The sequence below is a fragment of the Paenibacillus solisilvae genome (assembly GCF_042656405.1).
Taxonomy (GTDB): Bacteria; Bacillota; Bacilli; order Paenibacillales; family Paenibacillaceae; genus Paenibacillus_Z; species Paenibacillus_Z solisilvae.
This window is the reverse complement of sequence record NZ_JBHSOW010000045.1, coordinates 1-24,773: the sequence shown is the minus strand read 5'-3', so window position 1 is coordinate 24,773 and position 24,773 is coordinate 1. Positions and strand designations below refer to the sequence as shown.

Here is a 24,773-nt window from a genome sequence, read left to right as displayed (position 1 = left end):
CATAGCCGTAGCCATATCCTTGCGGGCCCATCGATGCCGGCGATACCGCTGTCGGCTGCTCATAGCCGTAGCCATATCCTTGCGGGCCCATCGATGCCGGCGATACCGCTGTCGGCTGCTCATAGCCGTAGCCGTAGCCTTGCGGACCCATCGATACCGGCGATACTGCTGTCGGCTGCTCATAGCCATAGCCGTAGCCTTGCGGGCCCATCGATGCCGGCGATACTGCTGTCGGCTGCTCATAGCCATAGCCGTAGCCTTGCGGACCCATCGATACCGGCGATACTGCTGTCGGCTGCTCATAGCCATAGCCGTAGCCTTGCGGGCCCATCGATGCCGGCGATACTGCTGTCGGCTGCTCATAGCCATAGCCATATCCTTGTGGGCTCATTGATACCGGCGATACTGCTGTCGGCTGCTCATAGCCATAGCCGTAGCCTTGTGGACCCATCGATGCCGGCGATACCCAATCCGGTCCGCAATCATCCATACCTGCAGGACTCACCATCTGAGTATCCCACGATCCGTAATGTAATGGAGTAGGTGCGCCCCATGGCAGATTCGAAGCACCTGCAACGGCTTCTGGCGGACACCAGTCAGGAGATGTATTGGCCGGGCTGACAGCTGTAGGCATCACATGCGGATATCCATAACCACCAACTGATGCCGGAGATGTCATCGGATTCCCGTATCCATAGTGTGGCGCTTGCGCCGCCGGGGATACGGCTTCCGGCATTTTCGGCATTTCATACAGCGACATCACTTCCGTTGCCGGTACGCCGTATTGCTGGAATAAATCAATGTGCTGCTCATATTGAATATGAACGGGATATTGTTTGTGCTCAATCGGTTTTTCTATCGGCTTCTCCACTACCGGCATTGGAGCAGGAACCGGAGCTGGCAGCGGAGTCGGAACCGGCGTCGGAACGGCTGTTGCAATTGGTGCGGTAATTGGTTTTTGCCCGGTCGGTTTCTTGCCGATGAATGGTGCTGTTGGAATCTTACCGACTAGACCCTGGACACCATGCATCATCGACATAGGGTGCAGAGGGTGATGCCCTGAACCTTGCCCGGCTTGTTGAGCAGCATGCTCATTCATCTCCGGCATTGTGCTAGGTGCGCTAGCCTTAGGTATATTAACAATTTCTCCAGTCAGCAGCACATTCGGATTTTTCAGCTGCGGGTTGGCTTTGATCATGTCACTAAGCGGAACGCCCCAAGCTTTGGATAGCTTCCAAAGCGAATCCCCCTGCTGTACGACATGCTGATGCATAATCTCCATGTCGCCCGGTTTTGACGTTGGGATTTTTACTTTCATGCCAACATCGATTACATCCGGGTTCGTGATGGAAGGATTAAGCTGCAGTACTTCTTCCAGCGAAACGTTATATTTCTGCGCAATCGAAAATAACGAATCGCCTTTTTTCACAATATGAATTTTCACTCGCCATATGCCTCCTGTCACGTTCTCACGTCAACTAGCATGACGCGGCAAACGCCCGATATCATTCCCTACATCCTATGCAGAAGGTAGGCGAGTGTCACCCTATTCATCGAAAAAAAATGAAGCCCTCCAGACCACCTGGCCTGAAAAGAGCTTCATTTCATTCAAACCTTTTATTCCAAGCGGATTTGTTATTCGTATACTTTAACCCCATCCAGATCAACGATTTTGCGGAATTCTTCAAGCAGATGCGTCGTAATTGGCCCTGCTTTGCCTTCACCAATTGTACGTCCATCAACTTCGCGGACGGCGATTACCTCAGCAGCTGTTCCCGTGAAGAACACTTCGTCTGCAATATAAACATCATGAAGTGTGAATGGCTCTTCCTTCAGCTTGTAGCCGAGCTTCTCGCATAACGCAATGATTGCCCCGCGGGTAATGCCTTCGAGCGCCCCGATATAGCAAGGAGGTGTATAGACAACCCCTTTTTTGATGATGAAGATATTATCACTGGATCCTTCAGCAACATACCCCTGGGCATTAAGCATAATCGCTTCGCCTACGCCAGCGAGATTCGCTTGGATTTTGACAAGAATATTATTCAAATAGTTAAGTGATTTGATCTTCGGATTCAAGGCATCCGGGATATTGCGGCGCTGTACAACCGACACGGACACGAGTCCGTCCCGATAAGCCTCAGCCGGGTAGATGGCAAGCTGCTCGACAATAATGATTACCCACGCGCTGGGGCAGCGCTTCGGATCAAGTCCCAAATTACCAGGACCTCGTGAGACAACAAGCCGAATGTAACCGTCACGAAGCCCATTCTTCCGGATCGTTTCAATAAGCGCCTGCTCCATCTGAGGATAAGTCAGCGGAATATCGAGCATGATTGATTTTGCGGAATCATAGAGACGATCCAGATGCTCCTTGCATTTAAAAATGTTGCCGTTATAGATTCGAATGCCTTCAAAAATGCCGTCTCCATACAGAAATCCGTGATCAAATACTGAAACCTTCGCATTTTCTTTGCTTACGTATTCACCATTTAAATAAATCACTTGCTCTGCCATAACTTAGTCAGCACCTCCGAAAGTAATTCATTCATTCGTTTCGTACTTATAGCTCGGATAGCTGCCCAGAACTCTAACCAGACAGCCTATGGCTTCAATCTCCGCGATTGCCGAAGGCAGGAGAACGGTATCCATTGACATTTCGATGTCAATCAGAAAATAGTAATTGCCAAGCTTCTTCTTCGTTGGCCGTGATTCAATCCGGGACAAGTTGATCTTACGCCATGCGAATGCAGAGAGCACTTGATGAAGCGCGCCCGGATAATCCTCCGGCAGCGTAATGAGAATACTTGTCTTATACAGTGACGGTTCACCATTCATGAATGGCTCGGAGCCAACGAGCAGGAAACGCGTGAAGTTATTATCATGATCGGTTACACCGCGCTCCAGAACATCCAAATCATTATCGACTGCCGCCGATATTTGGCCAATTGCTGCCCATCCCCTGTGCGGATTGTCGCGTACAATGCGCACCGCTTCAGAGGTACTGCCTACATGCTCAAGCTCCGCATGCGGAATATGCTTGCGCAGATACTGCAGGCACTGCGCCATCGCAACGGGATGACTCATCACTTTAACAATGCGGTCATAGGCAAGCTCACCATTATCTTCTGACAGCTCGGCGCGCTGTCCGATCAAGTTCTGGATGGAGGGATACACCCACTCCGCTTGAATTGGCAGGTCAACCTCGTCAACCAACCAGTCCGTATGTAAGCCGACGGAGCCGTCGATTGTATTCTCGATCGGGATAACGCTGTACTGCGTCTTTCCATTAGCTGTCGCTAAAAAAACATCGGCGATAATCCGGTGATAGTCGATTTGGGCATCGATTCCTCGAAACAAGTATCTTGCAGCTTCATCGGATGTCGAGCCTTTTGTCAAACATGCTGCAGTTATCATACCCCTAGTTCTCCTTTGATCCGTTCCATGAATGAGCTGGTTTCTGCTTCCTGACCGCTTAATACTTGAACAACTGTGCCGCAGCTGCATGGTTTAAGCCACATTGTCTGTGCTTCAATGCCTTCTTTGCCGAGTGTTGAGATTAAGAAAGCTTCAAGCTCCGCTTTGCGGGCGCTCTTCGAATCAACCAGCGTAAGCAGGGTAGGTCCAGCACCGCTTAGGGCAGCTCCGAGCGCTCCATAGTCCGTCGCTTTATCAAGGATCTCCGACATGCCGGGAATAAGCGCTGCCCGGTAAGGTTGATGAAGCTTGTCCCGCATGGCAAAAGGTATCAGCTCAAGCTGACCGCTTGCCAGCGCAGCGACGAGCAGCGAGCTGCTGCCCAGATTGAACACCGCATCCTTCATCGTAATTTGGGAAGGCAGCGCATGACGTGCTTTCTCCGTAGACAGCTGGAATGCCGGTATGGCAACAAGCACGTCAAGATCGCCATGCGGCTCAATTCGAACTTTAGCCGCTTGACTGCCATCCCATGCGGATACGACAATCCCTCCGAACAGGGAAGCGCCCACATTATCAGGATGCCCCTCAAGTTCCGTAGCCATTTGAAACAATTTATCATCGGTGAGCAGGCCGCCCACCAAAGCATTCGCTGCCACAAGTGCGCCGACAATAGCGGAAGCACTGCTGCCGAGTCCGCGCGTGAGCGGGATATCGCTGTACATCGAGATATTCAGCTCAGGCAGAGTCACCCCTGCCTCCTTGAATACCATCTGAGCCACCTTGTATATCAGGTTAGACTTGTCCGTAGAAATTCCGTTCAAATGATCTCCGTGAAGCTCGATGACGGTCTCACCACTTGCAGATTCGGACATTTCGATCCACGCATACAGGGAGAGCGCCATGCCGAGCGTATCGAAGCCAGGTCCAAGGTTAGCCGTACTGGCCGGAACCTTGACGATAATCCGGCGATCAGTCATTAGGCTTCACCTTGAAGCTTGCGAATAGCCTCCATTACAGCTGCTTCTGTATCTTCAACCACAAGCGGCTCTGCATTAACGCTCTTAATCGCGATGTTAGGATCCTTCAAGCCATGTCCAGTCAAGACGCAGACTACGGTTTCACCGCCGCGGAATACACCTTCACGCTTCAGCTTCATCACTCCTGCGATCGATGCTGCGGATGCCGGCTCCGCGAAGATACCTTCACGGGCAGCAATCGTTTTGTAAGCATGAAGAATTTCTTCATCCGTTACATAATTAATTTGACCCTCAGACTCCTCTGCTGCTGCTACTGCAGTTTTCCAGCTCGCCGGATTCCCGATGCGAATGGCAGTTGCGATGGTTTCGGGATCTGCGATAGGTTCTCCTTTAACAATCGCCATGGCGCCTTCTGCTTCAAAACCGACCATTTTAGGCAGAGAAGAAATCTTGCCTTGTGCGTAAAATTCTTTAAACCCTTTCCAGTAAGCCGAAATGTTGCCTGCGTTCCCAACAGGAATAGCCAGGTAATCCGGAGCTTTGCCAAGCTGATCACAAACCTCGAAAGCGGCTGTTTTCTGGCCTTCGATCCGGTACGGATTCACGGAGTTAACCAGAGTAATCGGATGCTTCGCTGTAATTTCACGAACAATTTCAAGTGCACGGTCGAAGTTGCCCTCGATCGCAATAACTTTTGCACCATATATGATCGCCTGAGCCAGCTTGCCAAGTGCGATATTGTTATTTGGAATAAGAACGATGCAGTTCAGGCCCGCACGCGCTGCATAGGCAGCAGCTGCTGCTGAGGTGTTGCCGGTTGACGCGCACATAATGGTATCGCTGCCCTCTTCGATCGCTTTGGCAACCGCCATAACCATACCGCGGTCTTTGAACGAGCCTGTCGGGTTGAGGCCTTCGTATTTGAAATACAGATCCAGATCAAGCTCTTTGGAAAGGTTCTCTGCGCGAACAAGCGGTGTATTGCCTTCATGCAGGGAAAGAAGCGGTGTTTGGTCCGTTACAGGCAAGTATTCTTTGTAGGTTTCTAGCAAGCCAAGATATCTCATGATTAGTTAGGACTCCTTTTACTATAGATGAAATTTATCCTTCTACGCGGTAAACACTCTTCACACTCTTCACGACGTCCATACTGTTAAAGGCCTGCAGCACTTTCTGAACCGCTGCTTTGTTGGCATCATGGGTAATAATAATGATTTCGGCTTCCGGGACGCTTGCGTTCGGCTGCTGCAGCACAGACTCCAAGCTGACTTCGAACTCTGCAAAAGCCTGCGTAATGCGGGCCAGCACGCCAGCACGATCATCCACATGCAGGAGCATAAAATATTTTGAGGCTATCTGCTCGTCAGTTTTGAGCTTCTTAATTTTGTATGAGAGCAGATTTTGTTTGCCGTTTACCCCGAGCTTCAAATTCTTCACAACAGCGACCAAATCCGCAACCACGGAAGTCGCCGTCGGCAGCTCGCCAGCCCCGGCTCCGTAGAACATCGTTTCGCCGACTGCTTCCCCGTATACGTAAACCGCATTATAGACCCCGTTAACCGATGCGATTGGGTGGCTCATCTTCACCATCGTAGGCTGAACGCTTACGCTGATGAAATCATCTTGACGTTCAGCAATACCGAGCAGCTTCACTTCATAGCCAAGACGCTTGGCGTACAAAATATCCTCACGGCTAACCGACGAAATCCCCTTCACGTCGACATCTTCAAGCGCAACATTCGCTCGGAATCCAAGTGTTGCGAGAATTGTCATTTTGCGGGCTGAATCAAGACCTTCCACGTCGGAAGTCGGATCAGATTCTGCATATCCGAGCTCCTGCGCTTCTTTAAGCACATCTGCATAGGCAGCGCCTTCTTGGCTCATCTTGGTAAGTATATAGTTCGTTGTTCCATTCACGATCCCCATTATTTTGGTAATCCGATCGGAAGAGAAACCTTCGATTAAGGTACGAATAATTGGAATTCCACCTGCAACGCTTGCTTCATAGAGGACATCGCATTGATGCTCTTGGGCTTTGGCCAGGATTTCCGGCCCATGCATCGCCATCAAATCCTTGTTGGCTGTAACGACATGCTTTCCACGGGAAAGCGCTTCGAGAATATAACCTTTTGTTTCTTCGATCCCGCCCATTACTTCAACTATAACGTCGATATCAGGGTTATGGATAATTTCCCACGGATCTTCCGTCAGCTTGTTTGAATCGATGCTGATCGAGCGTGATTTGCTTTTATTTTGAACGAGTACCTGCTCAATAATAATCGGTGCACCGACCTGACTTTCCAAATCCGTTTGATGCCCTTCCACAATCCGAACCACACCTGTTCCGACTGTTCCAAGACCAAGAAGTCCAACCTTTACCGGTTTCACCATCATTTTTCCTCCATCGTCTGTTTCTATCCTTGTCCAATAACGGATACCTTCCGAACGCCATCATGGCGCTTGATCGCATCAACGAGCTCAGATAAGTCCCGGCTCATTAACGATGTTTCAACGGATATAACCACATTGGCGAGTCCCTGCAGCGGTATAGATTGATGAATCGTCAGCACATTTCCCTCTGAATTCGCAACGAGTCCAAGCACCTTGGACAGCACGCCGGAGCGATGGTCCAAATCCATGGAAATAGTGACAATTTGTTCGCGGGCCAATTGATTCTGAGTATAGACGCCATCTTTGTATTTATAAAAAGCGCTGCGGCTAAGCCCTACCCGCTCCGTAGCTTCATGAACGGTAACAGCCTCACCGCGGCGAAGCATCTCCTTTACCTGAATCGTCTTTACAATTGCTTCAGGCAACATGTCCTCTCGGACGATAAAATATCGCTCCGTCACCTACCGTCCTCCTAAAAAAGACATCTGTACGTGTATAGTGGACATTTTATCAAAATATGTACGCTGCGGCAATAGGCAAAAACAAAAAAAACGCCATTGGCAGCATCTGCATATCTATATGCAAAAGCTGCCCGCAGCGGTTCTCTTCCTTATTGGCTGATTATTGACTGGAATACTCACTGCCCTCGAAGAATTCGAACTCAAAATCACCGATTCGAACCGTATCGCCGTCTTTCGCACCAATTTTACGCAATTCAGCATCGACGCCCATATAACGCAGCGTACGGCCAAATTTATTGATCGCATCATACGTGTTTAAATTGATTCGTTTCATGAATTTCGTAATTGCGGCACTCTCCAGAACGAAGCCTTCATTCTCTCTGTAAACAACAAAGGAATTGTCTTCTTCTTTATCAAGCGTGTAAACTTTGCGCTCCGCAACGTCCTTAACCTCTTCGATGAGCGGCATCTCAGGTACTGTAGCAAGCAAATCAGCGGCTTTGTACAGCAGCTCCTGTACGCCTTGTTTCGTCAAGGATGACATCGGAACGATATCGTATTGAATTTGGCCTTCATCATCAGACTCCGCCGTAAGCTGTTCACGGAATAACTCAAGGTTCTCTTCAGCATCCGGCATATCCATCTTGTTGGCTACAATAATTTGCGGGCGCGTGGCAAGCAGCGGATTATATTGTTCCAGCTCCGCGTTAATCTTCACCCAATCATCGTAAGGATCACGGCCTTCCGATCCCGACATGTCCAGTACGTGCAGGATAATCCGGGTCCGTTCAACATGGCGCAGGAAATCATGTCCAAGACCGACTCCTTCGCTTGCACCCTCAATGAGACCAGGCAAATCAGCCATAACGAAGCTGCGTCCGTCGCCTACATCCACTACGCCCAGATTAGGCGATATCGTTGTGAAATGATAAGCGCCAATCTTCGGCGTAGCTGCCGACACGATGGACAGCAGCGTGGACTTCCCTACGCTTGGAAACCCAACAAGCCCTACATCGGCCATGACTTTCAGCTCGAGAATAATCCAGCGTTCCTGGCCTTCTTCTCCATTCTCACAGAAATCAGGAGCCGGATTGCTCTGGGTTGCAAAACGGCAGTTGCCTCGTCCGCCCCGGCCGCCTTTGCCGACTACGATTTCCGCTCCATGCTGCGTCATATCCGCAATGACTTCTTGGGTATCATCATCAATAATTACGGTGCCTGGCGGAATACGGATAATGGTATCCTCTGCATTTGCTCCGTGCATGGATTTCACTTTGCCCCGCTCGCCTTTTTCACCTTTAAAATGCTTCTGGTAGCGGAAATCCATCAATGTCCGAAGACCTTCATCCACTCGGAAAATCACGTCTCCGCCTCTCCCGCCATCTCCTCCAGCAGGTCCTCCGTTTGGTACGTACTTCTCACGGCGGTAGGAAACAATTCCGTTCCCGCCGTCCCCGCCTTTTACAAATATCTTCGCTTTATCGACAAACATGATTTCTAGCCTCCGTTTAATTCCCAAGCTGTGCTTGAAGCACCGTTCTCTCCGGGCTGATATTCGGATCAACCGGCTTCAATGGTGAGCCTTCCAGCGCACGCTTGCATTTCTGCTTCCATTCACTCATGTCATTCAAGCTGCCCTCGTAACGGAACGATACGGAAAGAGCCTTCTCTTCCTGTGCCAGATCAACCGTCAGCTTGGCCGCTTCACCCATACTCGGCTTGGCTGAGAAGCGATAAGCATTTATGAATTCCACGATCGTCTCCGCTGCCTGGTCGCCGTCAAAAGGCAATTCAGACAAATTAAGCTCGCCTTCGATACCTACCTCAAACTGCAGCGTATGCGTAAGCGTTCGGAACGATTGCATAAACGTTACGAGAGAAGGAATGCCGAGCTTTGCTATCTTACTTTCTGTCATCATTCTATCTCTTATCTGTTCCACATACTGAACGGTCTTATCCGCTTTGTTCATACGAATATAGCCATACAATACTTGCAGGTCATTCATCCAGTCATGACGATGATGATTCAAAGTTCTGATCGATGCACTCTGAAGCGCATGAATGGATCTAGCCATCCGCCATTCATATTCTTTTCGTTCGCACCAAACCCATATCAATGCCGCTATAACAATCCATGCAACAAAAACCGCAAGCAGCCATAGCTCCGATTGCCAAATGAGGACTGCCGCAGCTGGCAGCAAGGCAGAAGCCGCTGCATAGAGCTTGGTTAATCGTAAGCGATTCATCAGCCGATCCTACTTTCCTCTTCTTTCCTAACCTTAAACAGTATAGCATGAGAAGGATGAAAGTTCATCACGGCTTTGGGCTTGTTTATAAAAAAAGAAAAACCCCGGCCTGCAAGCAGGGCCGGGGCTAAAGCCGTTATTACATTTCCGAAGCTGCCGCTACAGGAGCAGCAACAATCGGGTAGACGCTAACTTTCTTCCGATCGCGTCCCCAACGTTCGAACTTCACGACTCCATCCACTTTCGCGAATAAAGTGTCGTCTTTACCGATACCAACGTTGTTGCCCGGGTGAACTTTCGTTCCGCGTTGACGAACGAGAATGCTTCCTCCCGTTACCGCTTGACCGTCAGCACGTTTTGCGCCTAGACGTTTCGATTGGCTGTCGCGTCCATTTTTCGTGGAGCCTACACCTTTTTTCGAAGCGAATAGCTGAAGATTCAGTTTCAACATGGTTGTTCCCTCCTTCTTTATAGATAATGTTGACGAATAACAACATACTTACCGTATGAGGCTGCAATTGTGCTCAGCATCACAATCATCGATTCCAGAAGCAGCTGAATACGCTCATTGACTGAGGAATCCTCCTGCAGCGGAATTTCTGATTGGAGCCACCCATGCTTCATGGAAGCTGGAAGCTCGAGGCCTGCCAATTCTTCAATGGCGTTCACGGTTCCAACCGATACGGCTGATACACCGGCGCAGATAATATCTTTGCCGGGATTCGCGAACTTGGCATGTCCCTCAATTGCGAACGATACGATCCGCTTATCGTCGGCGGATTGCCGCACAATGGTGACCGTAATCATAATTTAACCTCTTAAGCTTGGATTTTGCCAATCGTTACTTTCGAGTACGGCTGACGATGACCTTGCTTACGGCGGTAGTTTTTCTTCGCTTTATATTTATAAACGATGATTTTTTGTCCTCTGCCGTGTTTCTCGACTTTAGCTGTTACAGTAGCGCCGGAAACAACCGGTGTTCCTGTTACAAGCTCGTCGCCTTTAGTTACAGCCAATACCCGGTCAAACGTGAAGTCTTCACCTTCGAAAGCGTTCAATTTCTCGATGTAAAGTACATCGCCCTCTTGAACTTTATACTGTTTTCCGCCAGTTTCAATAATCGCAAACATGTGTGTTGCACCTCCTTATTGTCGAAGACTCGCCTGATTCAGGTGTCGCAGACAGAACCGTCATGCGCGCTTGTGAACCTGTTCTGTGCGGTAAATGGATGAAAGGTTATTACACCTTCTCATGCACCATAGTATTTTAGCACATGGGCTAAGTAATAGCAATCAAAAGATTTCGAAAAAGATTTAGTGGTGTCGGGGTTACAGACCATACCCTTCCTAGCAATCTCTCATATGATAAGTATGAACATCTATCCAAGACAAATAGTAGATGGATACAGTTGCCGAGGGAGGCGATTTGAAGATGATTGTACTCATTATTATCGCTGTAGCAGGTTCACTGTTATTTTATTTCCTCCAGCCACCCATAAGCGAGCATTCCAATTCCTTTGCCAATGAACAGCAGGATACTCCAGGGATCCATTCGGAGACAGACTTGCCGTCTTACTCACGTATTCAGTTATAAATCCAGATCGGGTAGGAGTGACTTATAACGATGTATGGTTCTGCGGCAGTTACGATCACCATATTTTCCTTCATCATGACCATTATTCTGATTTTATGGAGACCAAGAAATATTAACGAAGCGATTCCATCCTCAATTGGAGCCCTGCTTGTGCTGGTCAGCGGTACAGTTACCTTATCCGATTTTGCACAGATCAGCGCTACTGTCAGCGGGGCAGCGATTACGATTATGGCAACGATTGTAATGGCGGTCGTTCTGGAGAGCTTTGGATTTTTTATTTGGGCTGCCGAAGGACTAGCTTCTAGGGCAAAAGGCTCGGGTATCCGTTTGTTCTGGTATGTCAATTTGATCTGTTTTCTAATGACGCTATTCTTCAATAATGATGGGAGTATTCTGATCACGACACCGATTCTACTCATTCTTTTGCAAAACCTCGGCTTGAAAAATCATCAAAAAATCCCCTATTTACTGTCTGGTGCTCTTGTCGCAACGGCTTCCAGCGCACCGATCGGTGTCAGCAATATCGTTAATCTGATCGCGCTGAAAATCGTTCATATGAGCCTCTACATGCATACCTTAATGATGTTCGTTCCTGCGGCACTTGGACTGCTGTTCATGGTTTGTCTCTTGTTTCTTCTCAGCTACCGCACGCTGCCAAAGAAGCTGCCTTCCATAAATAGCAGGCTGTGGGCGGCCAGCTTCGACTCTTCGCATCATCCCTTGAAGGATTCGCCTGTTAATATGCTTACCGGCATGACCGCTAAACAAAGAACAAGATTCATGCACAAGGTGCTTTTATTTGTATTCTGCGTACGCATCAGTTTATTTATTGCTTCGTATTTTGCGATTCCCATTGAACTGGTCTCCGTGCTAGGCTCCTCGATACTTCTCGGTTGGAGATGGTATTACCTAAACATATCACCAGCTGATATGGTCAAAAAAACACCTTGGCATATCCTTGTGTTTGCTTTTGGAATGTACGTCATTATCTTCGGCATTCATAATATTGGATTCACAAACTGGCTCGTTACTTACTTTGAGCCTATTGTAAGCGGCAGCCTGCTCAATGCGAGTCTAATCATGGGAGCTGTGCAAAGTCTGATGTCGACTTTATTTAATAATCATCCTGCTCTTATGATTGGAACCCTAACCTTAACAGAGATGAACCTGGATCCGCTTACCTTGAAAATCGCCTATCTTGCAAATGTTATCGGCAGCGACATCGGTTCCTTGCTGCTGCCCATCGGAACGCTGGCCTCTTTGATATGGATGCATATTCTAAGAAAAAATAAAATGAAGATTCACTGGAAGGATTATACGAGGGTTACTATTCTTGTTATACCGCCGACTGTATTATTTACGCTAGTCATCCTCTATTACTGGGTAAGCTGGCTGTTCTAAATGAGCATAATCGATTCAAAATAACCGCAGCCAGTTGCTGTTATACCTTTCCTCGCCCTTTACAAATGGAGCAAGTTTCAAGCATCTGCTGCATGGCGTGCTCACGAACCTTCTTGCGGGTCAGCTCAAGCAAACCTAGTCTTGTCCACCCAACGACCTGACATTTCGTCCGGTCCTGGCGTACAAGCAGCTCTAGGCGCTGCAGGATCTGATCCCGATGTTCTTCGAGCTCCATGTCGATAAAATCAATAATAATAATGCCGCCCACATCGCGCAGCCTTATTAATCGGGCAATTTGATCGACGGCTTCCATATTCGTGCGAAATACCGTATCCTCTAAATCGCTTGTACCGACAAATTTGCCCGTATTTACATCAATGACCGTCAGCGCTTCGGTCTGATCCCAAACGAGATCACCGCCGCTGCTCAGCCTGATCCGACGTTCAAAGCCTTCCTGCAGCTGCTCATTGATCCGGTATTTTTGAAATAGCGGCACCTGGCTGTGCTTCTCAAACAGCCGCATACGTGTAACCATGGATGGAGCCATCTGCTGCATAACAGCTTCCGTCTTCAAGTAGCTTGCCTGATCATCAATCCAGATCTCATCCATCTCGGAGGTAAGCAAATCCCGGACCAACCGATGCACCAAATCCGCCTCGCGGTGAAGCTCGGAAGGAGCCTCGGCATGAATCGCCCGCTTCTCGATTCCTTGCCAGAGTTCACGGAGAAACTGAACGTCCGCTTTCAGCGATTCACTGCTCTCTCCCTCGGCGGCTGTCCGCATGATGACACCTTCGCCTTTCTGGCGAATGGATTCACCTGTTGCGCGCATTCTGGCACGTGCCTGCTCACCATTCACTTTCTTGGAAACGCCAACATAGTCTGCATGCGGCATATAAACCAGAAAGCGTCCAGGGAGAGAATAATGCGTGGTTACCCGAGCCCCTTTGCCTCCCAAAGGCTCTTTCATCACTTGGACAACGATTTCCTGACCCGCCTTCAGAAGCTGATCAACCGAAGGCTTAACCGCAGGCTGGCGTTCAAGATGCGGATGCAGGACATCATCGATATATAGAAAAGCATTTTTAGGAAGTCCGATATCTACGAATGCTGCCTGCATACCCGGAAGCACATTGACTATTCGGCCCTTAAAAACACTGCCAACGAGCTGTCCAACGTTATCTGACTTCTCCATATAAAACTCGATCAGCCGGTTACCGTCGATTACCCCGATTTGCAGCATCTCTTTTTGCCCGTGAACAATCATTCGTTTCATCGTTTCGACCTCCTTCCCAGTCTATCTATTACTCTATATTTTACATGAAAAGATCCAAAACTGCACGATCTGACTTTCCATCGGCTAAAAATCCGTTTACAAGCTTTTGTTCCGGAAGTACGGCAAGGATACGGCCCTGCTCTTCCATTACAATCACAAGATGATAGCTGTCCCGCTTGAATAAACGAAGTGCTGCAGAAACCGTATGCCTTCTAGTAACGATGATCGGAAGCGCCCATACCCCTTTCGTGATGGAACGGGAGGAAGAGGATCCCCTATTGGTCAGAAATCGGAGAAACAGAAACGGGATGTGCCGGTTTGACATCCAATTCGTAAAAAATAAAAACAAGCCAACCGCCAATAAGTTTAATTGAATTCCGGAGCTGTCTAAGTGAAACAGGGGAAGAATCGAATAACCGATCATAATAAGGCTGAATGCAAGACTGACTCTTATACCCCATACTAAGGTTTGATGAAAAGCAAGTGTTTGACTGAGGGCAGCCTGCATCAGCTTGCCTCCATCAAGCGGAAGAATCGGGAGCAGATTGAATAAACCGATCATCAGGTTGGCTCTCCATACATAGTCTGACCAATCTCCATTCCAAACGCCCATCTGGCCGAAGGACCAAGCAAGGATGCCCATCCATAGATTTTGCAGCGGCCCTGCAATAGCGACGATGGCCTCTTCCCGCGAGGGAAGGCTGCCCGCTTCCTCGACCTCGGCTACACCGCCGAATGGAAGCAGTTTCACTTCTCGAACGGTCCAGCCAAAGCCGCGCGCCACTACGACATGCCCGAGCTCATGGACCAAAACAATGGCAAATAAAGTGATCAGCTCTACGAAATAGCCGGTCACTATAGAAGCCATCATAACGAGAACGAATAAAGGGTGGATCGACCATTTAATACCCGCCGCTCTAATCAATCGGAACCACATCAGCAGGATTGACGTATTTTCCTTTCTCCTTCACGGCGAAGAATAACAAGCTTTGCCCATCGGGCGCATCCGTCCCAGCCGCGGACAGCTTGCCGATCGACTGGCCGGCCTCTACCCAATCATTGACCGCCGCTTGAACGAGCCCCAGCCGTCCATATACCGTCACACGATTATCTGCATGCTGAATAACAACGGTCTTCCCTGTATTCTCATCATCCGTCACGAGCAGAACACGTCCGGTTTCAGCAGCTAATACGGCTTCTTCGGAATGTCCTGCAATCTCAACCCCGCTTAACGTTTCTGCGAATGTCCGTACGACAGATCCTGCTGCAAGCGGAGCTATGATCGGAAGCTCAACTTCCCCTTCAGCGAGCTTTGCTGCATTGTTGTCATCTTTGCCAAAGCTCGGTATGAACGAAGGCGCACCCGAGAAAACCTGCTTGTACCACTCGGCGGCAGATTCAAAATCCATGTTTTCAGTAAGTGCAGCCGTAACGAGCTGCTGCCCTTGTTTGGCCGCCGGATTATCCAATCGGAACATCGCAAACAAAATAATGAATAAGGCCGCAGATATCGCTGACTGGATAAACAGCCCTCTGCCAATAAATTTTAAATCAGGACCAGATTGACCGCCCCCACCGTCTTTTGTTTGAAAATTATTTTTACTCGGAATGGGAGGCACTCTCCAGCCCGCACTCTCCCAGGGATTAGGCTGCGATTTCCATAATCTCTCCGGATCCTGCTCCAATTCCGGCTTCATATCCCTTGCAATAATGGGAGGCATGAAATCATCCGGCGTCTTATCAAGACGGGCCTGCGTCCCCGTTCCTTGCTGCTTCTCGTTCATGATAAGGCGGATCCGCTCCTGCCGGCGTTGACGGATACTTTTCTTCGTGTCCATTGCTCATCCCTCCACATAAGGCTTGTTCACTTATCTATATGAGGGAGAGAGCTTGTTTATGTTGTTTCGGATCTATCCTTACAAATGCGGACATAGCAAAAAGCCGCTTAGCGGATTTCGCTAAACGACTACTCGGCCATCTCGTATTTTTCCTGGTGGGCTTTGACACTGAAGACCAATCCTATACAAAGCATGTTCAGAAGAAGCGAGGTACCGCCATAGCTGATAAATGGCAGTGTGATTCCCGTAATTGGCATAAGTCCGATCATCATCCCGATATTCTGGAATACCTGGAATACATACATCGACACGATTCCTATGATGATGAAGGAGCCTCTTAAATCATAGCACTGAAAGGCGATGATAATCATCCTATAAATAAGCAAGAAATAAAGCATGAGCACGACGGCAGCACCCTGGAATCCGAATTCCTCCCCAATAACGACGAATATCGAGTCTGAATAGGGATAAGGAATGAATTTACGATTCTTGGATTCGCCCTTCATGTAGCCATCCCCCATCAAACCGCCTGAGCCGATGGCAATCTTCGCTTTACTTGCTTGATAGATCTCTTTTTCCGAAGCTGTTTCGGGATTAATGAAACCATTAATACGCTCATACCAGTGCACTTTTTCCTTCTCGTAGAGGTAATCATGGATTTGCTTATTATACGTATTAAAGAGGAAGATGAATAGCAGCAAACCGCCTACAATAATCGTCAGTCCGAGCAGGACATGTGAATACTTGACGTTGCCAATCCAGAGCATCCCAAGGAGAATGACCAGATAGATAATTGCATTCCCGAGATCCGGCTGAATCATGACCAATGCAAACGGCACGAAGGCAAGACCGGCGATGACTAGCAAATCTTTACGTACCCGAAGTGTGTCCCCTTGTCTTCTTCCCATCAGATAGGCCGTGGTAATAATCAAAATGATTTTTACCATTTCCGCTGGTTGAAATTGCAATCCGCCCGGCAGCTGGAACCATGCTCTTGCTCCATTAATGGATGGAGCGGTCAAGAAAACAACGACCAAGAGCACATTACCGAGTAAATATAGAAAAAGCCACGATTTCAGAAACACCCGGTAATCAATGATTGTGACCATGATAGCTACAAAAAAACCGAGTCCAAAGAAAATAACGGTTTTCAAGTCGTAATTGGCGTAGTCCGGATTACCGTAAGTGGCGCTGTGGACGAGCAGTGTGCTGACCACCATGAAGGCCAGAAGGATGAGAATCATACTGATGTCTATTTTTTTGAGTTTAGTAAACAATGTTGAATCATCCTATTCCAAGGAACTTACGGAATCGTTTGAATGCGCTCGATTTCTCTTCAAGCGGCATAAGCGGTACCATATCACCAAGCATCCGGCGCGCAATATTGCGGTAAGCAATTGCAGCACGTGATGAAGGGTCCATTACTGTCGGTTCTCCTGCATTTGCTGATTTAATGACCTTCTCATCGTCAGGTACAATACCTAATAAATCAACCGCCAGAACCTGGCAAATCTCATCGACGTCCAGCATTTCTCCGCTGCGGACCATGTTCGCCCGAATCCGGTTAATGACGAGCCTGGCTGGAACCTGAGTTTGTTCCAGCAGACCAATGACACGGTCTGCGTCACGTACGGCAGCATTCTCTGGCGTCGTAACAACGATCGCTCTGTCTGCTCCTGCTACCGCATTGCGAAAGCCCTGCTCAATTCCCGCCGGACAATCAATAATGACGTAATCAAACTCTTTCTTCAGCTCAAGCACCATATCCCGGACTTGTTCCGGCGTCACATCATGCTTGTCCTTAGTTTGGGCAGCTGGAAGCATATACAATTCTTCGAATCGTTTATCCTTCACAAGCGCTTGATTCAACCGGCAGCGCCCTTCTGCGACATCGATCAAATCATAAATAATACGATTCTCAAGACCCATGACAACATCCAGATTACGCAAGCCGATATCGGTATCGATCATGCAAACTTTTTTCCCCAGCAAGGCCAGCGCCGTTCCGACATTAGCCGAAGTCGTTGTTTTGCCGACTCCGCCTTTACCCGATGTTACTACTATTGCTTCTCCCATGACTAACACTCCCCGCTGCAGCCTTACTCCTCTTAACAGGAGCCCGAATGACAGATAAGTACATTGTACACCTGCAACTAAGCTTTGAAAACGACCGGCTCTTTGCGCATGCGATGCAATTGAGTCATTTTATCGATTTTCATAACGCCTTCGTTTAAATAAGCAAATTCCATAGCCGCATCGCCAGTCATCCATTCATCCGGCGGACGGCTGATCACCTCTCCGATACGGAGCTGCGTTGGACGCAGCAGCGATGCAGCGATGATTGCATTCTCAAGACCATTGGTACCTGCATGTGCCAACCCGCGCAATGCACCCATTACATATATATCTCCGGTGCATATTAATCTTCCGCCTGGATTCAGATCGCCCATAAGCAGCAAATTCCCGTCATGTTCAATGGTTTGTCCAGAACGTATAATGCCCGTTAATATTTTTAAATTTCTTCCGTCATCCGGCTTGATTTCCTCCGGTACGTTACTCTCAACCGATTGAACGAGCAGGTTTCCCTGCTGTCGAATCGCGGCTCGTATACGTTCCTTATCCTCTTCTTCTAAGTGACGGGAACCGAGCTTCACATGCACATGAACGATCGGACCGGTCAGCAGCTGTTGATGCGACTTTTCCAATTTGTACTGAAGCTCATCTAGCAAGGCGGAAAATTCACAATCGTCGTCGAGAAGAAAAACCAAACCTTCTTTGACGCCTTTTATTGTAATGTGCTGCTTATCGGTCACGCTCGTCCCTCCTTCTCTCTCTCTATACGATTCTTGTTCTTGCATGCCAATTCCTGCCTGCCTGGCTATTCTTCTTCTTTCTCGCTCTTCTTCTTGACGCTTCCCTCAAACCAGCGCCTCGCAGGCACATAGATGATGATCGCAAAGATAAGCTGCAGAAACAGACTCGGCAGTATATGCTGGGACAGCGCCCACTCATAGGTTTGGTCGGTTAAACGAAACACACTGTATATAAAATGGTTCAATGTTTGAAAAACGAGCGTCGATAAGCCGATCATCGTCACAGCCATAAGAAGTGTGCTTCTTTTTCGCTCCATCAGAAGTCCGGTCAAATAGCCGACAAGCCCCATTGAAAAGGAATGAACACCGATAATAAGTCCATAGAAAGACAAATCCTGCAGCAAGCCAAAAGCCATCCCAAGAATGAGTGCCGTATGACGGCCCCGATAGAGACCTGAGAATAAGACAAATGCGAGTGTAAACATGGGGACTACTCGTCCAACTAAACTATCTGGCAGCAGCCAATAGAAAATTGTGCCTTCCGATATGAAGAAGAGCAGCATAACAAGCACGATACGCTGCATACTCATTTGCCGGTCTCCTCCGCTTCCGGATCTTGAACGACGAATACTTCAGTAAGATGGTTAAAATCTGCTGCCGGTGTAATCGTAGCTGTGTACGTCAAACCAAAATCCCCGACCTGGCTGGAATCAACGGTCCCGATAACGATCCCCTGCGGAAAAACATTCCCTTTTCCTGAGGTAATGATTGTATCGCCTTTGGTCAGCTTGTCCGTCTCCGCAATTTTCGTCATCGTCAGCTTGCTGGTTTCTTTATGATAACTCTCGATAATCCCGAATGATTCCTTCTCGCGGCCAAGCACAGTAGCTGCAATAGCCTTCGTAGAGTTCTCGTTCAGCTCGGTGAGAGGCATAACGGATGAATAGAAAGGGTCGACGCGCGTAACAATGCCGACTAACCCGCCTTTTCCTTGCGTTGCGATAACTGCCATGTTCAATCGGATGCCATTTTTGGAGCCTAGATTAATACGTATCGTCTCATCATATGGATTCGTGCTGACGGCGACAACCTGAGCAATCAGATATTTGTAATCATTTAACGACCTCTGCCGCTCGGTGAAGTTCAGCGCTTCCTGTAATTCTTCATTCTTCTTCTCAATTTCATTGAACTTAATGCTGTCGCGCGCATATGCAGCAGCAGCGATACGAAGCTGTTCATTCTCCTTATAGACATCATGCAGATTCGCTACATCTTTAAACAAGCCCGCTATATAGCCAGCGGGCCTGTAAAACCACTCCTGCATGAATGCGGATGAATCTAGCACGAAGTTCTCCGGCCAAGACAGCTTCTTGCGATCACCGATGGAGAATCCCATGACAGCGACAAAAACAATAAACACGATCATTAGGACAAACATGCGTCTATTACGCATCCAGTTAAACATGTTTTATTCACCAGCCCATTCCAATCATCCTAGTTCCATTCCCATGCAGAGCGGACGCTTATCGTTTGGAACGAGTGACTGGACCTCCCCGAGTTTTGAATAAATCAATGTTATCAAGCGCGCGTCCAGTACCGATCGCCACGCAATCCAGCGGATTCTCGGCAACGATAACAGGCATACCCGTCTCGCGGGACAGCAGCTTGTCCAAATTACGAAGAAGCGCTCCTCCCCCAGTAAGCACAATTCCACGATCCATAATATCAGCGGAAAGTTCCGGCGGACATTTCTCGAGCGTAACTTTTACAGCATCCACAATCGAATTAACCGTATCGGCAAGAGCTTCGCAAATTTCCTCAGAAGAGATCGGAAGTGTCTTAGGCAGGCCTGTTACAAGATCACGGCCACGGATTTCGATTGTTTCAGCTTTTTCGATTGTGAGTGCAGATCCAATTTCCATTTTCAATTGCTCAGCCGTACGCTCACCAATCATCAGGTTATACATGCGTTTGATGTATTGGATAATGTCTTCATCCATTTCATCGCCTGCAACTCGAATGGAACGGCTTGTAACAATACCGCCAAGCGAAATAACCGCGACCTCTGTTGTACCGCCGCCGATATCGACAACCATGCTGCCTGTCGGCTCCCACACGGGCAGATCGGCTCCGATTGCAGCTGCAAACGGCTCTTCGATCGTAAACGCCTCGCGAGCTCCCGCCTGCTCTGTCGCCTCTTTAACCGCACGCTGCTCCACCGCAGTAATTCCGGAAGGAACGCATACCATTACATTCGGGTGACGCGGAAATAATGAACGCTGTTTCTGTGCTTGACGAATGAAATATTTGATCATCGTTGCTGTCGTTTCAAAATCAGCAATAACGCCGTCTTTCATTGGACGTATAGCGCGAATGTTGCCAGGGGTCCGTCCGATCATTTTCTTGGCATGTTCGCCTACGGCTTCAATTGTTTTCGTATCCGTTCGTATCGCAACCACAGAGGGTTCCCTTACTACGATGCCTTTTCCTTTTACGTATACAAGCGTATTAGCTGTCCCAAGGTCAATTCCCAAATCTTTCGTAAAACCACCAAACATCTCTAATCTTCCTTTCTATTCTAAAGAAAATCTATCTTATTATATTACATGCACCCTTGCTCCTTCAAACTTATGAAGCGATTGTCACCTATTACCAAATGGTCGAGCACGTCGATGCCGACCAGCTCGCCAGCTTCATAAAGTCGTCTTGTTAATGCGATATCCTCCGGGCTTGGTGTAGGATCACCGCTCGGATGATTATGAACGCAGATAAGGGAAGCGCTGCTGCATTTCATTGCAGCCCGAAAAACTTCACGCGGGTGTACAAGAGATGCATTCAGTGTTCCCACTGACAAGGTTTCTTGTAATATAACTTGATTCTTTGTGTTCAAAAATAAGCAGATGAAGTGCTCTTTCTTTAAATAACGAAGCTGCTCCATTAAAAGATTTGCTGCATCGGCTGGTTTCCTAATTGTCGGCAGTTCACCCTGCTGGCTTCTGGATAGACGGCGTCCGAGCTCAATTCCGGCGCGGAGCTGAACAGCCTTGGCCGGACCGATGCCGCGGATCGCCGTCATTTCTTCTATACTCATATCGACAAGGCCTCTCAGGCCACCGCTTTGGTTCAAAATCTTTGTTGCCAGCAGTACAGCGGACTCACGTTTGGTACCGGTCCTAAGCAGGATGGCCAACAGTTCCGCATGACTTAATGCTTCTGCCCCAATCATCATCAGGCGCTCTCTTGGTCGGTCTTCATTGGGGACATCCTTCAGCACATACGATTGCGCTTCCATGCCCTTCCCTGCCTTCTGAAGAATGTGTTGTTTGATTTGTCCGGTTAAATAACGCTTTCCTTAAAAGACCTCTACCCCATAAGAAGCCAGCATGTCCGATAAAAGAGATAGCGGAAGTCCGACAACGTTAAAATAGCAGCCATCGATTCGATCAACGATAGTGGCGCCAAGACCTTGAATCGCGTAGCTTCCCGCTTTATCCATCGGCTCTCCGGAAGCAACATAGCGCTCAATACGAGCTAAGCTCAGCGGTTTCATCTGCACACGAGTCATACGATGTGCTATGTACTGCCGTTCACTCAACGTATCTACACAGGCAATGCCTGTATACACGTCGTGCTGACGCCCCTGCAGCTTGCTGAGCATGCTTACCGCTTCAGCTTGATCTGCGGGTTTACCCATGACCTCGCCATCCAAAACAACGATAGTGTCTGCGCCGATGACGAGCGAATGTGAGCGATCCCCGGCATCTGCCAGCATCCGTACGGCTGCAAGTGCCTTTCGAAGACCAAGCTGCTCAACAATCTGCTGCGGAGCCCAATGCTCGGGCGTCTGCTCATCGGTATCAGTCGACAAAATGAGAACCGGCAAGGAAAGGTCAAGCGAAGCGACCAATTCCCGCCGGCGTGGAGAAGATGAAGCCAGCACAAGCTGGCAGACGTCTGACGAATCCATATGAAGTGGTGCGTTCATCGTAGCACTCCTTAAGCACACATGCATCTTTTTACATTTTGCGGTAGATCCAAATCGCTAGGATAACACCAATCATGCTAAGTAAGCTCAAATCAATCCTCAAAGTAATATTATAGCTGAACACCAGCAAATCCGCTGATGGCTTCCACGTGACTTCAGACGTTTTGGTAAGAAACGAAAGTCCCGAGACGGGAGCAAGCCAACGCGACACCAAAGCGCCTGTCAGCAAACCGATTACGATGAAAAGAAGCAGCATCCAAAAGTTTTTCTTCATCTTCCAACGTCCCTCGCCATAATATGACACACACAGTCCATTATACCCGCCATAGTTGGGCTTTACAATGCATCCATAGACACAAACCATGCTTTCTGGGTAAAGATAGCTTCCATGAGGGCGGTCTGCAGCGACCATAAGTAAGCATCCGCTTGTTTCTTCGCGTATTCGGAGGCCGTCATCGCGGCCGTATTCATATTTTGTTCAAATTTCAAAAGAGCCGCTTTGTCAGACTTGTTTACAATACCCGTTTCTACAAGAGCTGCTGTTTTCGTCCACTCCTGATGCTTCTCAGTCCAATTACCCGCTTCAGCAGCGCTGTTTCCACTTAACCCTTCCTGTGTCATGGCGTCCCACTGCCTGATGAGCTCATTGGACTGCTTGAAAAAGGTTTCGACGACTGCGGCATCCCCCTTAAATCCGATCTGATTCAACGCCGGCACATCAATCTGTTTCACATACACATCCATATCCGAAAGCGTCTGGCTGAGAAGCTGGGCCTGACTCTGATCGGTTGACACCCCGACATAGACCCGGAAATCATCCGGCGTTGTAAGTGGAGCTGCCGACAATCCTTTATCCTTTAACTCGTTCACGGCTGCATCCAAACCTTCTTTATTGCTAAAAACGCCGTACTGCAGCATGAAATAAGAGGCTGCCGGAATTTGAACTTTCACCTTTGGCGTGGAATCAGCAGCTGAAGCCGGATTATTGGCCGTTCCGGCTGCTGATTTTCCTTGGCCGTCTGTAGTTGAATTTGATTTAGCCGCATCGCTGTTTTTACCCGTATTGGCAGCTGCCTCTCCAAGCGTCGTTTCTGAGGGCTGAGTGCCGGCTGTATTATCCGCTGCAGGATTGTTCGTGAATAAAGCCAGTACAAAATAACCAAATAACGCACCAGTAACAATAGCCGCAGTTACCGAAGCAAATACTTTAAACCAGGAAGGTCCGCGGGTGGACCTGTAATTGGCAGCAGTTTTGAAGGAGCTCAGCGACTTTATTTTTCTTTCTTGAAGATCCATCTCGTATTCCTCGACTTCGTCGAGATCGATGATGGGGTAGGATTGCCTTTGAAATTGTTCCTTCTGAGGGTGCTGAGGTTCTATATCAGTCTGCAGCTTACGATTCACCTTCTCGTCTCCAAGCAAAATCATATCTTCTGCGTAATCCTCATCATACTGAACAGACTTATGGGAGATTGCCTTAATTGGACCGTAAGACTTTGTTGCATTCTCTTTATTGACGGGTGGGCTGCTTTGCGGTTGATGGTCGGTATCCCGAATAAGCTGCTCTAAAGCATGTGCATCATTCTGAAAAGGGCTGTTCCAAGAACCGATTTCGGAGGTGAATTTCATTTCCTCTTGAAAAAAAGAGACGACATTGGATTTCGCTTTACGCTCAGTCTCTTCTGTCTTCTGCTCTACACGTGTGCCGTTTTGTTTGTCGAAACGATACGTAATGCGCGCTTTTGGGTTCATATCATTCTCTCCTTGTCCACGTTCTCTAGTACAAGTCTATGAACAATCTAAGAGATTTATGCCCTGAAGCCTCCCGAAATCCCTCTGCAGGAAGGACTCAAAGGGCTCCGCCCTCGAGACACCCGTTTTCATCTCCTTATGAAGTTTTTCGATCCCGCTTGTGAGGATTCAACCCCGAGCTTATATCTTCAAAACCACCTTAAATCTTCAATCGCCTCTCTAAATCTTCAATCCCCTCCCTAAATCTTCAATCGCCTCTCTAAATCCCTCCAGAGGAGGGACCCCGAGGGCCCCGGCCCTCTGGACACCCGGAAAGGTATAACGATTGAGCTTAAGAGACGGTTCTCATAAACTATGCAGGCGGGCTCGATTGTCACGTTGTGACAAGACTTTACATTGCTATTGTCACTTCGTGACAATAAAGGAACTCCCGCGGAGTCTGCTCAATTCGGAAACATGAATGGAACAAAACGAAGAAATACGTTGCCGCATTGGAATGGCAACGAATTCTCTCTCGCCTAGGACGGAGACGGGCAATGCATTAGAGTGTGTCCCGTCAGGGACGATAACGAGCTTTAATCGAAGGGAATTAATACGCATCTCTGGTGCACATATACGTC

Annotated in this window: 27 protein-coding genes; 2 read left to right on the top strand and 25 right to left on the bottom strand. The window is 48.4% G+C overall.

Features of this window, described 5'->3' with window-relative positions; translation table 11 throughout:
• The 12 genes from ACFPYJ_RS13420 to rplU form a co-directional block, all read right to left on the bottom strand.
• Positions 1 to 1,444: LysM peptidoglycan-binding domain-containing protein (locus ACFPYJ_RS13420; RefSeq protein WP_379188657.1), on the bottom strand; the 1,444-nt coding region annotated here is incomplete at its 3' end.
• A 191-nt stretch (positions 1,445 to 1,635) separates the two neighbouring features.
• Positions 1,636 to 2,517 (bottom strand): branched-chain-amino-acid transaminase, encoded by an 882-nt coding sequence (ilvE, locus tag ACFPYJ_RS13415; RefSeq protein WP_379188656.1) that lies wholly within the window; start codon positions 2,515 to 2,517, stop codon positions 1,636 to 1,638.
• A gap of 27 nt (positions 2,518 to 2,544) precedes the next feature.
• A complete protein-coding gene (gene pheA / locus ACFPYJ_RS13410) occupies positions 2,545 to 3,417 on the bottom strand; it encodes a prephenate dehydratase (RefSeq protein ID WP_379188655.1) in 873 nt (290 codons plus the stop codon).
• Positions 3,414 to 4,397 (bottom strand): homoserine kinase, encoded by a 984-nt coding sequence (thrB, locus tag ACFPYJ_RS13405; RefSeq protein WP_379188654.1) that lies wholly within the window; start codon positions 4,395 to 4,397, stop codon positions 3,414 to 3,416. The genes pheA and thrB overlap by 4 nt, the downstream gene beginning before the upstream one ends.
• Entirely contained in the window at positions 4,397 to 5,464 is a 1,068-nt protein-coding gene (gene thrC, locus ACFPYJ_RS13400; RefSeq protein WP_379188653.1) for a threonine synthase, read from the bottom strand. Before thrC ends, thrB begins: the two co-directional genes overlap by 1 nt.
• Before the next feature lie 34 nt (positions 5,465 to 5,498).
• The gene (locus ACFPYJ_RS13395) at positions 5,499 to 6,785 is read right to left on the bottom strand and encodes a homoserine dehydrogenase (RefSeq protein WP_379188704.1); all 1,287 of its coding nucleotides are present in this window, start codon (positions 6,783 to 6,785) and stop codon (positions 5,499 to 5,501) included.
• Between the two features lie 26 nt (positions 6,786 to 6,811).
• A complete protein-coding gene (locus ACFPYJ_RS13390; protein WP_379188652.1) occupies positions 6,812 to 7,249 on the bottom strand; it encodes an ACT domain-containing protein in 438 nt (145 codons plus the stop codon).
• Between the two features lie 160 nt (positions 7,250 to 7,409).
• Positions 7,410 to 8,741 (bottom strand): GTPase ObgE, encoded by a 1,332-nt coding sequence (gene obgE, locus ACFPYJ_RS13385; RefSeq protein WP_379188651.1) that lies wholly within the window; start codon positions 8,739 to 8,741, stop codon positions 7,410 to 7,412.
• 16 nt (positions 8,742 to 8,757) lie between these two features.
• The gene (locus tag ACFPYJ_RS13380; RefSeq protein WP_379188650.1) at positions 8,758 to 9,495 is read right to left on the bottom strand and encodes a Spo0B domain-containing protein; all 738 of its coding nucleotides are present in this window, start codon (positions 9,493 to 9,495) and stop codon (positions 8,758 to 8,760) included.
• A 139-nt stretch (positions 9,496 to 9,634) separates the two neighbouring features.
• On the bottom strand, positions 9,635 to 9,946 hold the full coding sequence (gene rpmA / locus ACFPYJ_RS13375; RefSeq protein WP_379188649.1) for a 50S ribosomal protein L27: 312 nt from the start codon (positions 9,944 to 9,946) through the stop codon (positions 9,635 to 9,637).
• Between the two features lie 17 nt (positions 9,947 to 9,963).
• Positions 9,964 to 10,302 (bottom strand): ribosomal-processing cysteine protease Prp, encoded by a 339-nt coding sequence (locus ACFPYJ_RS13370; RefSeq protein ID WP_379188648.1) that lies wholly within the window; start codon positions 10,300 to 10,302, stop codon positions 9,964 to 9,966.
• A gap of 11 nt (positions 10,303 to 10,313) precedes the next feature.
• The gene (gene rplU, locus ACFPYJ_RS13365; RefSeq protein WP_379188647.1) at positions 10,314 to 10,625 is read right to left on the bottom strand and encodes a 50S ribosomal protein L21; all 312 of its coding nucleotides are present in this window, start codon (positions 10,623 to 10,625) and stop codon (positions 10,314 to 10,316) included.
• 301 nt (positions 10,626 to 10,926) lie between these two features.
• Here rplU and ACFPYJ_RS13360 point away from each other — a divergent pair, with 301 nt between their 5' ends.
• Positions 10,927 to 11,088 (top strand): hypothetical protein, encoded by a 162-nt coding sequence (locus tag ACFPYJ_RS13360; RefSeq protein WP_379188646.1) that lies wholly within the window; start codon positions 10,927 to 10,929, stop codon positions 11,086 to 11,088.
• A gap of 30 nt (positions 11,089 to 11,118) precedes the next feature.
• Positions 11,119 to 12,489: an arsenic transporter gene (locus tag ACFPYJ_RS13355; RefSeq protein WP_379188645.1), complete on the top strand. Its 1,371-nt coding sequence runs from the start codon at positions 11,119 to 11,121 to the stop codon at positions 12,487 to 12,489.
• Positions 12,490 to 12,529: 40 nt separating this feature from the next.
• Here ACFPYJ_RS13355 and ACFPYJ_RS13350 read toward each other — a convergent pair whose 3' ends face one another.
• From ACFPYJ_RS13350 to ACFPYJ_RS13290, 13 genes are all read right to left on the bottom strand, one after another.
• The gene (locus tag ACFPYJ_RS13350; protein ID WP_379188644.1) at positions 12,530 to 13,765 is read right to left on the bottom strand and encodes an Rne/Rng family ribonuclease; all 1,236 of its coding nucleotides are present in this window, start codon (positions 13,763 to 13,765) and stop codon (positions 12,530 to 12,532) included.
• 40 nt (positions 13,766 to 13,805) lie between these two features.
• Positions 13,806 to 14,690, bottom strand: coding sequence for a site-2 protease family protein (locus ACFPYJ_RS13345; RefSeq protein ID WP_379188643.1), 885 nt, complete (start codon positions 14,688 to 14,690; stop codon positions 13,806 to 13,808).
• Positions 14,683 to 15,603 carry a peptidoglycan DD-metalloendopeptidase family protein gene (locus ACFPYJ_RS13340; protein WP_379188642.1) on the bottom strand — a complete coding sequence of 307 codons (921 nt, stop codon included), beginning with the start codon at positions 15,601 to 15,603 and terminating at the stop codon, positions 14,683 to 14,685. The genes ACFPYJ_RS13345 and ACFPYJ_RS13340 overlap by 8 nt, the downstream gene beginning before the upstream one ends.
• Positions 15,604 to 15,731: 128 nt before the next feature.
• Complete coding sequence (locus ACFPYJ_RS13335; RefSeq protein WP_379188641.1) at positions 15,732 to 16,880, bottom strand: FtsW/RodA/SpoVE family cell cycle protein; 1,149 nt, start codon at positions 16,878 to 16,880, stop codon at positions 15,732 to 15,734.
• A gap of 7 nt (positions 16,881 to 16,887) precedes the next feature.
• Positions 16,888 to 17,679, bottom strand: coding sequence for a septum site-determining protein MinD (gene minD, locus ACFPYJ_RS13330; RefSeq protein ID WP_379188640.1), 792 nt, complete (start codon positions 17,677 to 17,679; stop codon positions 16,888 to 16,890).
• Between the two features lie 77 nt (positions 17,680 to 17,756).
• Positions 17,757 to 18,416, bottom strand: coding sequence for a septum site-determining protein MinC (locus ACFPYJ_RS13325; protein WP_379188639.1), 660 nt, complete (start codon positions 18,414 to 18,416; stop codon positions 17,757 to 17,759).
• A gap of 65 nt (positions 18,417 to 18,481) precedes the next feature.
• A complete protein-coding gene (mreD, locus tag ACFPYJ_RS13320) occupies positions 18,482 to 19,006 on the bottom strand; it encodes a rod shape-determining protein MreD (protein WP_379188638.1) in 525 nt (174 codons plus the stop codon).
• Positions 19,003 to 19,881, bottom strand: a complete 879-nt coding sequence (gene mreC / locus ACFPYJ_RS13315; RefSeq protein WP_379188637.1) for a rod shape-determining protein MreC — start codon at positions 19,879 to 19,881, stop codon at positions 19,003 to 19,005. Before mreC ends, mreD begins: the two co-directional genes overlap by 4 nt.
• A 58-nt stretch (positions 19,882 to 19,939) precedes the next feature.
• A complete protein-coding gene (locus ACFPYJ_RS13310; RefSeq protein ID WP_379188636.1) occupies positions 19,940 to 20,974 on the bottom strand; it encodes a rod shape-determining protein in 1,035 nt (344 codons plus the stop codon).
• 44 nt (positions 20,975 to 21,018) lie between these two features.
• Positions 21,019 to 21,708, bottom strand: a complete 690-nt coding sequence (gene radC, locus ACFPYJ_RS13305; protein WP_379188635.1) for a RadC family protein — start codon at positions 21,706 to 21,708, stop codon at positions 21,019 to 21,021.
• Positions 21,709 to 21,768: 60 nt separating this feature from the next.
• The gene (locus ACFPYJ_RS13300) at positions 21,769 to 22,383 is read right to left on the bottom strand and encodes a Maf family protein (protein ID WP_379188703.1); all 615 of its coding nucleotides are present in this window, start codon (positions 22,381 to 22,383) and stop codon (positions 21,769 to 21,771) included.
• 49 nt (positions 22,384 to 22,432) lie between these two features.
• Positions 22,433 to 22,675 (bottom strand): DUF4321 domain-containing protein, encoded by a 243-nt coding sequence (locus tag ACFPYJ_RS13295; RefSeq protein WP_379188634.1) that lies wholly within the window; start codon positions 22,673 to 22,675, stop codon positions 22,433 to 22,435.
• Between the two features lie 62 nt (positions 22,676 to 22,737).
• Complete coding sequence (locus ACFPYJ_RS13290; RefSeq protein ID WP_379188633.1) at positions 22,738 to 24,153, bottom strand: SPOR domain-containing protein; 1,416 nt, start codon at positions 24,151 to 24,153, stop codon at positions 22,738 to 22,740.
• Positions 24,154 to 24,773 lie beyond the last annotated feature (620 nt).